Source organism: Frigoribacterium sp. CFBP 8759 (assembly GCF_014841655.1).
GTDB lineage: Bacteria > Actinomycetota > Actinomycetes > Actinomycetales > Microbacteriaceae > Frigoribacterium.
In genome coordinates this window covers 770,043-783,712 of record NZ_JACYUH010000001.1, presented here as the reverse complement: position 1 = coordinate 783,712, position 13,670 = coordinate 770,043, and the positions used below count along the sequence as shown (strand labels likewise).

Here is a 13,670-nt window from a genome sequence, read left to right as displayed (position 1 = left end):
ACTCGCCGCCACGCACCTTGACACGTGTTTGTAAGGCCCATTTACTAACGGCACGCCACCACGGCGACGCCACCCGGCACCGCTGCCGACGGGCCCTCTCACCGGGTCCGAGGTCGGCGACGATGCCGAGACGAGAGGACGCGCCCGTGACCAGCACGACGATCACCCGGCAGCAACAGCCGCCGGTCCGCGCCCACAACCGGTCCCTCCTCCTGCAGGCCCTGTACCGCGACGGCTCCATGAGTCGAGCCGACCTCGCGCGTCGCTCGGGTCTGACGCGTCCCACCGTCTCCGCCCTCGTCGCCGAACTCATCGACGACGGCATCGCCCGCGAGCTCGGCGTCCGCGACGACGCGCGGGTCGGCAAGCCGGCGACGCTCGTCGGCATCGAGTCGGACGCCTTCCACATCGTCACGGTCGACCTGTCGAGTGCCGAGCGTTTCGTCGGGGCCGTCGTCGACCTGCGGGGCGGGGTCGTGGAGCGCGCCGGGGTCGAACTCGACGGGGCCGTCGGCGAGGCCGCCGTGAGCCTGGTCGAGCGGCTCGTCGACGACCTCGCCTCGCGGACGACCCGCCGGCTGCTCGGGGTCGGCGTCGCGACCCCCGGCATCGTCGACCACGACGGCGTCGTGCGCACGGCCGTCCACCTCGGTTGGTACGACCTCCCGCTGCGGTCCCGACTGTCGGCCCGCACCGGTCTGCCCGTCCACGTGGGCAACGACTCCAACGCCGCGGCGATGGGCATCCGCACCTTCGGCGAAGAGGTCGGGAACGATGCGACCGGGCGGGGCGCGACCGGACCGGGCGCGACCGGACCGGCTGCAGCCGGGCAGAGCGGCGACGGGCGGTCCCCGGCGGGCCAGAGCCTCATCGTCGTCACGATCGACCACGGTGTCGGGGTCGGGCTGATCGTCGCCGGTGCGCTCGTCGAGGGCGACCAGTTCTCGGCCGGCGAGATCGGGCACGTGACGGTCGACGAGAACGGCGACGTGTGCGCGTGCGGTCGACGCGGCTGCCTCGAGGAGGCCATCGCCGCCCCGCAGCTGAGGGCGCGCCTCCGACGGCACGACGAGGGGTCGCGCGGCGCCGTCCTCCACGAGGCCGGTCGCGCGCTCGGCCTGGTGCTCGCCCCCATCGTCAGCGCGCTCAACATCGACGAGGTCGTGCTGTCGGGCCCGGCCGACCTGGTCGAGGGTGCGATGCTGCGCGCAGCCCGCGAGACCGTCCGGCAGCGCACGCTGTCCGCCGTCAGCAACGGCCTGACGATGCGGATCGCGGGCAGCGGCACCGACCTCGCCCTGCGAGGCGCCGCGTCGTTCGTGCTGCAGGCCGAACTGGGGCTGACGTGAGCCCGGCGTCGGCCCGCCCGGCATCGGCCCGCCCGGCATCGGCTCGCCCGGTGCCCGGCTCGCCCGGGGCGACCGCCCCACCACAGACCTCGGGGGTCCACCCCCGGAGGCGGCGAGGGCCTCGGCCCGTGCCGCATTCCCGACCCGACGCTTGTGCGAGCGCGGGCCGGGACCACAGCGATGCGGCATCCCCGCTTCGAGAACGAGGAGATGAAATTGCGAATCCAACGCTACACGGCGGTCGGGGCCCTGGGCCTGGCCGCGGCACTCGCCCTGTCCGCCTGCTCGAGCTCGGGCACGGGCGGCAGCTCGTCCGACGAACCCCAGGCCGTGCCCACCACCAAGGGTGACGGCAAGACCCTCACGGTCTGGGTGATGACGGGCGACTACACGCCCGAGACCATCGATGCCGTCAACGAGGAGTTCACGAAGCAGACGGGCGCCGACGTCGACGTCCAGATCCAGCAGTGGGACGGCATCACCACCAAGATCAGCACGGCACTCGCCACGAGCACCCCACCCGACGTGCTCGACCTCGGCAACACGCAGGTCGCCAGCTACGCGGCCAACGGTGCACTCCTCGACCTGACGGCGTACCGCGACGACCTCGAGCAGGGTCAGACCTGGTTGACGGGCCTCGAGGAGCCCGCGACCGTCGACGACTCGCTCTACGCCGTCCCCGGCTTCGCCGGTGCCCGCGCCGTCATCTACAACAAGACGATGTGGGCCGAGGCCGGCGTGACCGAGGCGCCCACCACCTACGACGAGCTCACCGCCGACCTCGACAAGGTGAAGGCCGCGAACACGGCGTCCGACTTCTCGGCGTTCTACCTGCCCGGCCAGTACTGGTACGCGGGCATGCAGTTCGTCTGGGACGCCGGCGGAGAGATCGCCACGTCGAGCGACGGCACCTGGAAGGCGGGCCTGGCGAGCGACGAGGCGCAGCAGGGACTGGCCGACTTCACCGAGTTCCAGAACGCCTACTCGACGCCCGCCTCGCAGACCCTCGACACCGACGCCCCCGACCAGACGCAGGTCTTCGCGGACGGCAAGACAGCGACGATCCTGCACACCAACGGCTCGATCGACCTGATCCAGAAGGCCAACCCCGCCCTGACCGACGACGACTTCGGCACGTTCCCGATGCCGGGCAAGTCGGGCGAGACGCAGCCGGTCATGCTCGGCGGCTCGGACTGGGGCATCGCGGCCAAGAGCCAGAACTCCGACCTGGCCCTGCAGTGGACCAAGATCGCCACGAGCCCGGACATCCAGAGCGAGTGGGTCGTGGGCAACGACGGCTGGATCCCGAACAGCGAAGAGGGCATCGAGGCGGCCGGCAGCGTGGTGACGCCGATCCAGAAGGGCTTCTTCGACGCCGCCCTCAACTCGAAGGCCACCCCGGCCAGCGCGAACTGGGCGGCCCTCGAGGGCGACAAGAGCATCAACCAGCTCTTCTCCTCGGTGGTCTCGGGCTCGAAGTCGCCCGAGGCGGCCGCGAAGTCCTTCGACGAGGCCACCGACGAGGCGCTGAACGACTAGCACCGAGCCCTCGGCAGCACCCCGGGGGCGTCACGCGACCACCTGATCGCGCGACGCTCCCGCCCCCTCGACCCGCACCTCCTGGACTCGAACCGAAAGAGGAACCGTGGCCCTCTCCATCGCCCCCGGTCTCACCGAGACCCCGCCCGGCGCGGCACCCGACCAGAAGGGCGGCCGGCGCCCGAAGGCCGAACGGAAGGCCCCGGTGCGCCCCGGCGGGAAGCGCCAGCTCGCCCCGCTCTGGCTGCTGTCGCCCGCGGGCATCGTGCTGCTCGCCGTGACCGTCGCGCCCATCGTGTTCCTGGTCTTCACGTCGTTCACCGACTACGACCAGCGCTCGCTCTTCACCGGCGCGTACGACTCGGTCGGCGTGCAGCAGTACGCGACCCTGCTGGCCGACACCGACTTCTGGTGGTCGCTCGTCCGCACGCTGGTCTTCACGGCCGCGATGGTCGGCGGCAGCGTCCTGATCGGCACGGGCGTCTCCCACCTGCTCACCCGGCTCGGCACACCGATGCGCTACACGGTGACCGTCGTGCTGATCCTCGCCTGGGCGATGCCCAACGTGGCGTCGTCGATCGTCTGGAAGTGGCTGTTCCAGCCCGGCTACGGCGTCGTGAACTGGCTGTTGACCCGGACCGGCCTGGTGGGTGACATGACCAACGTCGACTGGTCGAACGACGCGGCCCTCGCCTACACGAGCATCTGGCTGCTGATCGTGTGGCAGGCGGTGCCCTTCATCGCGCTGACCATGTACGCCGCCGAGACGCAGATCCCGCTCGAGTACAAAGAGGCCGCGCGGCTCGACGGGGCGAGCGAGTGGCGCGTGTACCGGACCGTCACCCTGGTCTTCCTCAAGCCGACGCTGCTGCTGATCACGATCCTGTCGATCATCTGGGACTTCAACGTCTTCAACCAGATCTGGCTCGTCTCGGCCGGCGGCCCCGACGACGCCACCTCGACCCTCGGCGTCTTCACCTACGTCACCGCGTTCGTCGGCTTCGACATCGGGCAGGGCGCCGCCATCTCGGTGGTCACCACCCTGCTGCTCGTCGTGTTGACCGCGTTCTACGTCCGCAACCTCGTCCGATCCGGAGAAGACCTGTGACCACGACCGCACCCGCCGGCGTCGGCACCACGACGACCGAGACCGTCGCGCGCGACGAGAGAAGCAAGGAGGCGCGCTCGGGTCACGGCACCGGCCGCCCGTCGCCCGCCCGCCCGACCCGTCGCCGCCGGAAGCCCCGCTGGGTCAGCAACGCGATCGCGATCGTCTTCAGCCTCGTGTGGCTGTTCCCCGTCTACTGGATGGTCAACACGGCGTTCAAGCCGCGCCCCGAGGTGATGACGGCCACCCCGCTGTTCTGGCCGCAGAACCCGACCCTCGACAACTTCGTCGTCGCGGTGACGCAGTCCGACTTCTTCACGAACCTGCGCAACAGCGTGATCGTCGTGGTCGGGGCCGTCGTGTTCTCGATCGTGCTCGGACTGTTCGCTTCGGCCGCCCTGTCTCGGTTCCGGTTCCGGGGGCGGCGCACGATCATGGTGTTCATCCTGATCGTGCAGATGCTGCCAGCGACGGCCCTGTTGATCCCGCAGTTCCTGATCTTCAACAGCCTCGGGTTGCTCGGCACCTACGGCGGGCTCATCCTGGCGTACGTCGCGTCGACGCTGCCGTTCTCGATCTGGGTGATGCGCGGGTTCTTCCTGGCGATCCCGGTCGAGGTCGAGGAGGCCGCGCAACTCGACGGCGCGAGCACCTGGCAGGTGCTGACGCGGATCATGTTCCCGCTCGTGCTGCCCGGCATGATCGCGACGAGCATCTTCGCCTTCATCGCCGCGTGGAACGACTACCTCGTGGCCTACACGTTCATGAAGGACCAGTCGATGTACACGCTGCCGGTCTGGCTGGCCTCGTTCAGCACGCCGACCAGCGGCACCGACTTCGGCGGACAGATGGCGGCCTCGGTGCTGTTCTCCCTGCCGGTCGTCGTCTTCTTCATGATCATCCAACGCAACCTGGTGACCGGCATGTCCGCCGGCGCCGTGAAGGGCTGACCCCGTGACGACCGACTCCTCGACCCCCTCGATCCCCTCGACCACCAAGGGGGCCGGCACCGCGACCCCCGAGACCGCACCGGTCGCGATCGTGCCGCGTCCTGCCCGGCTGACCCGCGCCTCCGGGGCGTTCCGGCTCGACTCGGCGACGCGCGTCTCGGCACCCGACGAGCTGGCAGGCGTCGTCGCCTGGCTGCAGCAGGCGCTGCGCCCGGCGACCGGGTTGCCACTGCGCGAGGGCAGCGCCGACGGGACCGGCATCTCGTTCGACCTGGACGCCTCGCTCGGGGCGGAGGCCTACCGGCTGGAGGCGCGACCCGCCGGGGTGCGCATCACCGGTGGCGACGCGGCCGGCGCGTTCCACGGGGCGCAGGTGTTGCGTCAGCTGCTGCCCGAGGCCGCGTACCGCTCGGCTCTCGTGCCCGGCGTCGACTGGGTCGTTCCCGCCGTCGACGTCGAGGACCGACCACGCTTCGGCTGGCGCGGCACGCACCTCGACGTCGCCCGGCACTTCCTGCCCAAGCGCGACGTCCTGCGGTTCGTCGACCTCATGGCCCTGCACCGGCTCAACACGCTGCACTGGCACCTCACCGAGGACCAGGGCTGGCGCATCGAGATCACGAAGTACCCGCGCCTGACCTCGGTCGGCGCGTGGCGGGGGTCGTCGCAGGTGGGGGCGGGGCCGGACGCGACCCAGGACGGCCGACCGCACGGCGGCTTCTACACGCAGGACGACATCCGCGAGGTGGTCGCCTACGCCGCGGCCCGCCACATCACGGTCGTGCCCGAGGTCGACGTGCCCGGCCACTCGATGGCGGCGATCACGGCGTACCCGCACCTCGGCGTCGGCGCCGTCGAGGTCGGGGGGACGCCCGTGGCGGCGCCCCGGCAGATCGCCGTGGGGACCGAGTGGGGCATCTTCGAGGACGTCCTCAACACCGAGCAGACGACCGTCGACTTCTACACCGACGTGCTCGACGAGGTGATGGAGCTCTTCCCGGGCACCTGGATCGGCATCGGCGGCGACGAGTGCCCCAAGGCGCAGTGGCGGGCCGACCCGCGCACGCAGGAGCTCATGCGGGACCGCGGCCTCGCCGACGAGGAGGAACTGCAGGCGTGGTTCATCGGGCGGCTCGACGCGCACCTCACCGCGGCCGGGCGCCGCACCTTCGGGTGGGACGAGATCCTCGAGGGGAACGCCACGATGTCACCCGGCGCGACGGTCGCGTCGTGGCGGGGCATGACCGGCGCGATCACGGCGGCACGACGCGGCTACGACGTCGTGGCGTGTCCCGACGACCAGGTCTACCTCGACTACCGGCAGTCGGACGGGCCCGACGAGCCGATCCCGGTGTCGATCCCGCTCACCCTGGCCGACGTGTTCGCGTTCGAACCCGTGCCCGCGCAGCTCACCGAGGACGAGGCACGTCACGTCCTCGGAGGCCAGGCCAACATCTGGACCGAGCACATGGACTCGCCCCGCACCGTCGACTTCTTCGCGTTCCCCCGGTTGTGCGCCGTCGCCGAGGCGCTGTGGACGACCGAACCGCGGGACTTCGACGACTTCTCCACACGGCTGGCCGTGCACCTCGGACGCCTCGACGCCCTCGGCGTCGAGTACCGGCGGGAGTCGGGGCCGCTACCGTGGCAGCAGCGTCCGGGCGTGCCCGGGCGGCCGGCCTCACGCGAAGAACGCGAGGCGTACATCGCGTCGGTCGTGGCCAACATCGTCTGACGCCTCGGCAGCAAGGAGCCCCATGGAGATCGTCATCGTCCGCGACGCCGACGAGGTCGGCCGTGTCGCCGCCCTCAAGATCGCGTCCGTCGTCCAGCGCGACCCCGAGGCCGTGCTGGGCCTCGCGACCGGGTCGTCGCCCACCGGCATCTACGCGTCGCTCGCGGCCCGGGTCGCGGCGGGCGAGCTCGACTTCGGCCGCGCCTCCGGGTTCGCGCTCGACGAGTACGTCGGCATCCCGCTCGAGCACCCCGAGAGCTACGCCTCGGTGATCGAGCGCGACGTCGTCGTGCCCCTGGGCATGGACGCGTCGAAGGTCCACGTGCCCGACGGGCGGGCCTCCGACGTCGAGGCCGCGGTCGTCGAGTACGAGCGGGCCATCGCCGACGCGGGCGGCATCGACATCCAGATCCTCGGCATCGGGGCGAACGGGCACATCGGCTTCAACGAGCCCACCTCGTCCTTCGCGTCGCGCACCCGCATCAAGACGCTCGCCCCGCAGACCCGGGCCGACAACGCCCGGTTCTTCGACGACCCGTCGCAGGTGCCCACGCACTGCCTGACGCAGGGGCTCGGCACCATCCTCGACGCGCACGAGGTCGTGCTCGTGGCGCAGGGGTCGTCGAAGGCGTCGGCGGTCGCGGGCATGGTCGAGGGGCCGCTCGGCGCGATGTGCCCCGGCAGCGCGTTGCAGTTGCACCGGCACGCCACGATCGTCGTCGACGAAGCCGCGGCGTCGCTGCTGCAGCTGGCGGACTACTACCGCTACACCTACGCGAACAAGCCCGTGTGGCAGCGCTTCGAGTAGCGCACCCGTCCCGGCGACGACCGGGGTGTTCCCGTGACGGCGGCGGCGTCCGCGTCCGCGTGACGACGGCGTCCCCGTGACGACGCTGGTGCTCGCGGGCGGGACGGTCTGGGACGGGTCCGGAGGCGCGGGTCGCGTCGCGGACGTCGTCGTGCGCGACGGCGTGGTCGCGGCCGTGGGGCCCGGGGCCGCGGCGTCCGCGGGTGACGGTCACCGCGCCTCCTCGTCCGGTGTGCCGGCCGGGGTCGAGGTGGTCGACGCGAGCGGACTCGACGTGCTGCCGGGGTTCGTCGACGTGCACGCGCACGACGACGCCGCGTTGTTCCGCCCGGGAGGGGTCGCCCCCAAGACCGGGCAGGGCGTGACGACCACGATCGTCGGCAACTGCGGCCAGGGCGTCGCGCCGTCGCCGACCGATCCTGACGACCGTTCGCTCGAGGACTACTCGCGGCCGGTGCTCGGCGGGTTCCCTGCGCGACGATGGGCGACGTTCGCCGACTACGTGCGGACGCTGGCCGAGGGCGACGCCGACGGCACCTTCGGCCTGCACGCCGCGACCCTCGTCCCGCACGCCCCGCTGCGGGCGGGCGTGCTCGGCTTCGACCGCCGACCGGCCGACGGCGTCGAGCGGTCGCTCATCGCGGCGTCGGTGGGCGAGGCGCTCGACGCCGGGGCGCTCGGCGTCTCACTCGGCCTCATGTACGCACCCGGCGACGCCGCCGACCGGCCCGAACTCGTCGCCCTGGCCCGGGAGTGCGCGGTGCGGGGCAAGCTGCTGGTCGCCCACGTCCGCAACGAGGCCGACGGACTCCGCGACTCGATCGACGAGCTGGCGTCGCTGGGGCGCGAGACCGGGGCCGCCGTCCACGTCAGCCACCTGAAGGTGACCGGGCCGCGGAACGTCGGCGGCATGCCCGCGATCGTCGAGCACCTCGACGCCCTGCACGACGACGGTGTCGACGTCAGCGCCGACGTCTACCCCTACGACGCGGGCAGCACGACGGTCGCGTCGCTGTTCCCGCCGGCCACGGCCGACCACGGGGTCGAGAGCCTGCTCGAGGCGCTCCGACCCGGCACGCGCTCGCGGCGGCAGGTGCTCGACGGGTTGCTCGAACCCTGGGCCGGATCGACGCTCGAGAACCAGTACGCCGCGATCGGCCCCGAGCGGATCTCGGCGGCGGGGTTCACGCGACCCGAGCACGCGGGCTTCGAGGGGCGGCCGCTCGCCGAGATCGCCGAGGCGGTCGGTGCCGACCCGCGCGAGGTGCTCGCCGACCTCGTCCTCGCCGAACGGGGCGCCTTGACCGTCATCGTGTTCCACACCGACCTCGAGGGCATGCGGACGGCCCTGGCGTGGCCGCACACCCTGGTCGGCTCGGACGGGCTGCCGCGCGAGACCGGCACCGTGCATCCCCGCCTGTACGGGACGTTCTCGCGCGTGCTCGACGAGTACGCCGGGTCGGGGCCGCAGGCCGTGTTGTCGCGGGGCGAGGCGATCGCGCGCATGTCGACCCGCGCCTCCTCGCGGTTCGGGTTGGGGGGCACGGGTGCCCGCGCCGGCGGCGGCGTCGGCGCCGTGGGTGGTGGCCGGGCAGGAGGCGCGCTCGGCATCGCCGCCGGGGCCGTCGCCGACCTGCAGCTGGTCGACCCCGGGGCGTACGCCGACCGGGCCACCTACGCGACGCCCCGCCTCGGCCCGTCGGGGCTGGTCGGCCTCTGGGCCGCGGGCCGTCGCCTCCGCTGAGCTTGCCTCTGGTGACCCCGACTTGGCCGACCTGCATCGGCTGACCCGACCCGACCCGACCCGACCCGCCCTGTTCCGACCCGACCTGCCCCGACCCTGCGCCGACGTTCTCGGCCCGCTCTTGGTCGGACGGTGTTCGCTTCGATGAACGACAGGAGGCGCGATGAAGGTTCTGGTGTTGGGAGCGACCGGGGGCACGGGCTCCCACGTCCTGCGGGTCGCCCTGTCGGCGGGGCACGACGTGACGGTGCTCGTCCGCGATGCCTCGTCCCTCGACGTGACGGAGGGCGTCCGGGTGCTCACCGGGGACGCGACCTCGGCCGAGGACGTCCGCGCCGCCGTCGCTGGCCAGGACGCCGTGCTGAACGCGATCGGCTCGCGGAACATGCGGCACCCGGTCGAGGTCGAGGTCGGGCGGGCCCTGCTGCCGGCGATGCACGACGCGGGCGTCGACCGACTCGTCGTCTGTTCGGCCTTCGGTGTCGGCGAGAGTCAGACCGATGCGAACACCTTCCAGAAGATGTTCTTCCACACCGTGCTCGGCAAGGTCTACGCCGCCAAGGACGTCGCCGACGCCGAGGTGCGCGAGAGCGGACTCGACTGGACGCTCGTCTACCCGACGCGCCTCACCGACGACCCGGCGACCGGGTCGCTCGCCACGGGGGAGCGGTTGCCCCAGGGGGCGGGCAGCCACGTGACCCGTGCCGACGTGGCGCGTTTCATGCTCGCCCAGCTGACCGACGCGACGTGGTCACGGAAGATCGTGGTCGTGACGGGCGCGGCCGACTGACCTGCGCCTCCTGCGGGGGAGCCGCCTGGACGCCGCACGACCCCGAACACGGGCGTGTCCGGGGGCGGCGGGCGATCGTGTGGGCCCGGAAAGTTCGAACTGGCCCGCTGTCGACGAGCGGCAGGGCGGCAGCTCGGCAGGGCCGCAGGCCGCAGGCCCGGAGCGCGTCAGCTGAGGATCGCAAGCGCGTCGATCTCGACGAGCATGGCCTCGTTCGGCAGCTCGACGAAGACCGTCGTGCGGGTGGGGAACACCCCGCTCGGGACGTTCTGCAGCAGGTAGGTCTCGTACGCGGCGTTCATCTCGGCGAAGTCGTCGCGCGTGGTGAGGAACACGCGCAGCGACACGACGTCGTCGAACGTCCCGCCGGCGCCCTCGACGATCGCCTTGACGTTGTCGAGCGTGCGGACGGTCTGCGACGTCAGGTCGCCGGGGTGCAGGTACTCGCTCGTGGCGGGGTCTTGCGGGCCCTGGCCCGACACGCTGAGGAACCCGTTCTTGAGCACGCCCTGCGAGAAGGTCGAGATGGGGGTGGGGGCGCCGCCGGTGCGGACTTCGGTCTTCTCGCTCACAGGTCTGCTCTTCTCTGGTGGATGGTCGGTGGGCCCGACGTGAGGTGTCGCCCGTCGGGGGTGGCTGCAAAACTACCGTCAGGTACCGACACACGGCCTGACCGCAGCACCACTCCGCCCACCCCCGAACCGCACCCGTCGGAAGGCACCATGACCACGTCGTCCTCGACCCCGTCCGCCCCCGTCCCCACCAAGGTGGGCTTCGGCCGCGAGCCCCGGCCGGTCCCGCTGATCGACCTCGCGACCCCGCTGCTCACGATCGACCTCGACGCCCTCACCCACAACGTCGAGACCATGGCCGCCTGGTGTCGCGAGGCCGGGGTCGACCTGGCGCCGCACGGCAAGACGACGATGGCACCCGAGATCTGGCGCCGGCAGCTCGACGCCGGCGCGTGGGGCATCACGCTCGCGACGGCGTTTCAGGTCGCCGTCGCGCGCGAGGCCGGGGTGCCGAACGTCGTCCTGGCGGGCACCGCGTTCGCGCCCGCGACCCTCGCGGCGCTCGCCGCGCCCGGCGTCGACGTGCTCATGTGGGTCGACTCGGTCGAGACGGTGCGCCTCGTCGACGCCGCCCTGGCGCGGGCCGAGGGCGAGCGTCCGCTCGCCGTGCTGGTCGAGTTCGGGTCGCCGCTCGGCCGGACCGGCGCGCGCTCGGTGCGCGAGGCACTGCTCGTCGCCGAGGCCGTGGCGGCGGCACCGCACCTCGTCCTGGCCGGGGTGGCCGGGTACGAGGGCGCCCTCACGCACGACGTCGACGCGGCCGGCATCGCCGTGGTCGACGACTACCTGCGGGGGCTCCTCGAGGTGCTCGACGGCATCGGTGCGCCGGCCTTCGACCCGTGGCTGTCGAAAGGTCACGACGTGGTGGTGACCGCCGGCGGCAGCGTCTACTTCGACCGTGTCGTCGCCGTGCTCGGCGACCGGCACGACCCCTCGGGTCTGCAGGGGCCGCGCACGCGCGTCGTGCTGCGGTCGGGTTCGTACGTCGCCCACGACCACGACCTCTATCGCCGGCTGACCCCGTTCGCCCGCGACACGATGCCGTCGACCCGCCACGCCGTGCCGTCGACCGCAGGAGGCGCGGCCGGCGTCGACGCCGACGTCACGGTCGTCGTCGGCGACGGTTCGGCGGGGTCGCAGGCCGACCGCGAGATGGGCGGGCCGACCGACGGCGAACTCACCGGATTCGACGGCGCGGCCGAGGGGTTCGACGCCGAGCGGGCCGAGGGGTTCGACGCCGAACAGGTCGAGGGGCCGACGATCGAGCCCTCGTTCCTGCCGACCCTCGAGCTCTGGGCGTCCGTGGTGTCCCGTCCCGAGCCCGGGCTCGCCCTGCTCAACGTCGGACGGCGCGACACGTCGGACGACGAGGGGTTCCCGGTGCCGCTCGAGGCGTGGCGTCCGCAGGCGGCCGACCGGCGCCTCCCGGGGGTGCTCGACGGGTCGCACGTGTCGGCCCTCAACGACCAGCACGCCTTCCTGCGGCTGGACCCGGCGTCGGGGCTGCAGGTCGGCGACCTGGTGCGGCTCGGCGTCTCGCACCCCTGCACCACGATCGACAAGTGGAACGAGATCGCCACGGTGCGGGGCTCGGCCGACCGCCGCGGTGTGCCACCCGTCGTCGAGGGCGGCATCACCACGCGGTTCTGACGGAGCCTGCTGTTCTGACGGAGCCTGCTGTGCTGACCGGTGCCGGCGCTTCCGAGCGGCCGGCGCCCTGACGGCCGGTGCGGCCGGCGGCCTACGAGCCCGAGCCCTCGTCGGTGCCGGGGGTGGGGGTCGGCGCGTCCGTGGGAGGGGCGGGCGCGTCCGTCGGCGGGGTGGGGCGGTCGGAGTCGTCCTCGGTGTCGCCGGAGTCCGTCTTCGGGCCGCCCTTCTCGCCGGGGCCGTGGCCCGGGCCGCGCTTCTCTCCCGGGCCCTGCGGTCCGCCAGCCATCGGGCCGCCGGCGGCGGGGCCGCCCTCCGGTGCCTCGGGCAGGGCCTTCCCGTCGGGGCCGGTGCCGGGGGTCGGCATGGCCTTCCCGTCGGGCCCGGTGCCGGGGGTCGGCAGGGCTTCGCCGTCGGGGCCGACGCCCGGGGTCGGCAGGGCCTCGCCGTCGGGCCCGGTGCCCTCGGCCGGAGTGCTCTCGTCCGAGTCGTCGCCCGCAGCAGGCGGGGTCGGCGCGTCGGTGGGTGCACCGGTGGCGTCGTCGGAGCCTCGTTCTCCCGGCCCCTGGCGTGAACCGTCGGCCTGGTCCGTCGCGTCGTCCCGGCCCGGCGTCGCGCTCGAGGAGGCGCTGGTCGAGCTCCCGGCGTTCGACACCGCGACGGCGGTGCTGGTCCCGACCAGGGCGAGGCCGGCCGCCGCGATGCCGATGCCGACGAGCAGGCCCTTCCTCGGGCGCCGTCGCGGGGTCGACTCGGCTCGGAACGCGCTGCCGTCCGTGGGCAGTTCGCGGGTGCGCTGGTCGTCGGCGACGATCGGGGTGGTCGGGGCCGTGGGCTGGCCCGACGGCCGGGCCGGCAGCTCGGTCGTCGCCCGGGCGTCCTGGTCCTCGTCCTCACGACGCAGTCGCTCGGCCCACGCATCGTCCTGCGCGGGGGTGTTCTCGTCGCGACGGTCGTCGTCGCGGCCGTCGGGGGTCGTGTCCTTCGCCATGGTGTCTCCAGATGTCGGGTGCCGGGCGAGCCGCGGTGCGGCTGGCGGTCGGGGCGTTCCCTCCGGCAGGCACCACTCTCGGAACCGAATCTGAAGCGGGGCTTAAGTCGCGTCGACATCGACTGCTACCGTCACGGCATGTCCGAGCGACGCGTCCTGGCACCCGAACCGCCCGCCGACGGCCACACCGTCAAAGGGCCGGCGTCGTACTTCCCGAGCATCGAGCGCACCTACGGGCGGCCGGTCCAGGAGTGGCTCGACCTGGTCGACGAGCGTCTCGACGAGCACGCGCACATGCAGGTGGTGTCGTGGCTGAAGTCCGAACACGGCCTGGGCCACGGTCACGCCAACGCCAACGCCATCGTCGCGTACGTGCGCCACGCCCGCGGCTGACGCGTCGTCGGGACGCGGTCAGCGACCCCCGGCGGACTGTCGTC

Annotated in this window: 12 protein-coding genes; 10 read left to right on the top strand and 2 right to left on the bottom strand. The window is 72.7% G+C overall.

Features of this window, described 5'->3' with window-relative positions:
- Positions 1 to 146: 146 nt before the first annotated feature.
- The 8 genes from IFT79_RS03670 (at position 147) to IFT79_RS03635 (ending at position 10,023) form a co-directional block, all read left to right on the top strand.
- Complete coding sequence (locus IFT79_RS03670) at positions 147 to 1,349, top strand: ROK family protein (protein ID WP_199859382.1); 1,203 nt, start codon at positions 147 to 149, stop codon at positions 1,347 to 1,349.
- Between the two features lie 216 nt (positions 1,350 to 1,565).
- Positions 1,566 to 2,888 (top strand): extracellular solute-binding protein, encoded by a 1,323-nt coding sequence (locus IFT79_RS03665; protein WP_123571471.1) that lies wholly within the window; start codon positions 1,566 to 1,568, stop codon positions 2,886 to 2,888.
- Between the two features lie 106 nt (positions 2,889 to 2,994).
- Positions 2,995 to 3,996, top strand: coding sequence for an ABC transporter permease subunit (locus IFT79_RS16160; RefSeq protein WP_199859381.1), 1,002 nt, complete (start codon positions 2,995 to 2,997; stop codon positions 3,994 to 3,996).
- Positions 3,993 to 4,946: a carbohydrate ABC transporter permease gene (locus IFT79_RS03655; protein WP_199736328.1), complete on the top strand. Its 954-nt coding sequence runs from the start codon at positions 3,993 to 3,995 to the stop codon at positions 4,944 to 4,946. Before IFT79_RS16160 ends, IFT79_RS03655 begins: the two co-directional genes overlap by 4 nt.
- Positions 4,947 to 4,950: 4 nt before the next feature.
- Positions 4,951 to 6,681 carry a family 20 glycosylhydrolase gene (locus IFT79_RS03650; RefSeq protein ID WP_192122929.1) on the top strand — a complete coding sequence of 577 codons (1,731 nt, stop codon included), beginning with the start codon at positions 4,951 to 4,953 and terminating at the stop codon, positions 6,679 to 6,681.
- 22 nt (positions 6,682 to 6,703) lie between these two features.
- Positions 6,704 to 7,489, top strand: a complete 786-nt coding sequence (gene nagB / locus IFT79_RS03645) for a glucosamine-6-phosphate deaminase (protein WP_056043373.1) — start codon at positions 6,704 to 6,706, stop codon at positions 7,487 to 7,489.
- A gap of 76 nt (positions 7,490 to 7,565) precedes the next feature.
- Positions 7,566 to 9,233 (top strand): amidohydrolase family protein, encoded by a 1,668-nt coding sequence (locus tag IFT79_RS03640; RefSeq protein ID WP_192122928.1) that lies wholly within the window; start codon positions 7,566 to 7,568, stop codon positions 9,231 to 9,233.
- Positions 9,234 to 9,396: 163 nt separating this feature from the next.
- Positions 9,397 to 10,023 carry an NAD(P)-dependent oxidoreductase gene (locus IFT79_RS03635; RefSeq protein ID WP_192122927.1) on the top strand — a complete coding sequence of 209 codons (627 nt, stop codon included), beginning with the start codon at positions 9,397 to 9,399 and terminating at the stop codon, positions 10,021 to 10,023.
- Positions 10,024 to 10,190: 167 nt separating this feature from the next.
- On the opposite strand, the gene IFT79_RS03630 is transcribed toward IFT79_RS03635, so the two are convergent.
- The gene (locus IFT79_RS03630) at positions 10,191 to 10,595 is read right to left on the bottom strand and encodes a RidA family protein (protein ID WP_056043363.1); all 405 of its coding nucleotides are present in this window, start codon (positions 10,593 to 10,595) and stop codon (positions 10,191 to 10,193) included.
- A gap of 150 nt (positions 10,596 to 10,745) precedes the next feature.
- Between IFT79_RS03630 and IFT79_RS03625 the strand changes: the two genes are divergently transcribed.
- Complete coding sequence (locus IFT79_RS03625) at positions 10,746 to 12,245, top strand: alanine racemase (protein ID WP_192122926.1); 1,500 nt, start codon at positions 10,746 to 10,748, stop codon at positions 12,243 to 12,245.
- A 91-nt stretch (positions 12,246 to 12,336) separates the two neighbouring features.
- Here IFT79_RS03625 and IFT79_RS03620 read toward each other — a convergent pair whose 3' ends face one another.
- Entirely contained in the window at positions 12,337 to 13,233 is an 897-nt protein-coding gene (locus tag IFT79_RS03620; RefSeq protein WP_192122925.1) for a hypothetical protein, read from the bottom strand.
- Between the two features lie 138 nt (positions 13,234 to 13,371).
- On the opposite strand from IFT79_RS03620, the gene IFT79_RS03615 reads away from it, so the two are divergent.
- The gene (locus IFT79_RS03615) at positions 13,372 to 13,626 is read left to right on the top strand and encodes a DUF4287 domain-containing protein (protein ID WP_192122924.1); all 255 of its coding nucleotides are present in this window, start codon (positions 13,372 to 13,374) and stop codon (positions 13,624 to 13,626) included.
- Positions 13,627 to 13,670: the final 44 nt, after the last annotated feature.

Excerpts from the sequence above, each read along its gene's own strand:
- IFT79_RS03635 (WP_192122927.1), top strand. The coding sequence starts at position 9,397 with ATGAAGGTTCTGGTGTTGGGAGCGACCGGGGGCACGGGCTCCCACGTC.
- nagB (WP_056043373.1), top strand. The coding sequence starts at position 6,704 with ATGGAGATCGTCATCGTCCGCGACGCCGACGAGGTCGGCCGTGTCGCC.
- IFT79_RS03620 (WP_192122925.1), bottom strand. The coding sequence starts at position 13,233 with ATGGCGAAGGACACGACCCCCGACGGCCGCGACGACGACCGTCGCGAC.
- IFT79_RS03625 (WP_192122926.1), top strand. The coding sequence starts at position 10,746 with ATGACCACGTCGTCCTCGACCCCGTCCGCCCCCGTCCCCACCAAGGTG.
- IFT79_RS03615 (WP_192122924.1), top strand. The coding sequence starts at position 13,372 with ATGTCCGAGCGACGCGTCCTGGCACCCGAACCGCCCGCCGACGGCCAC.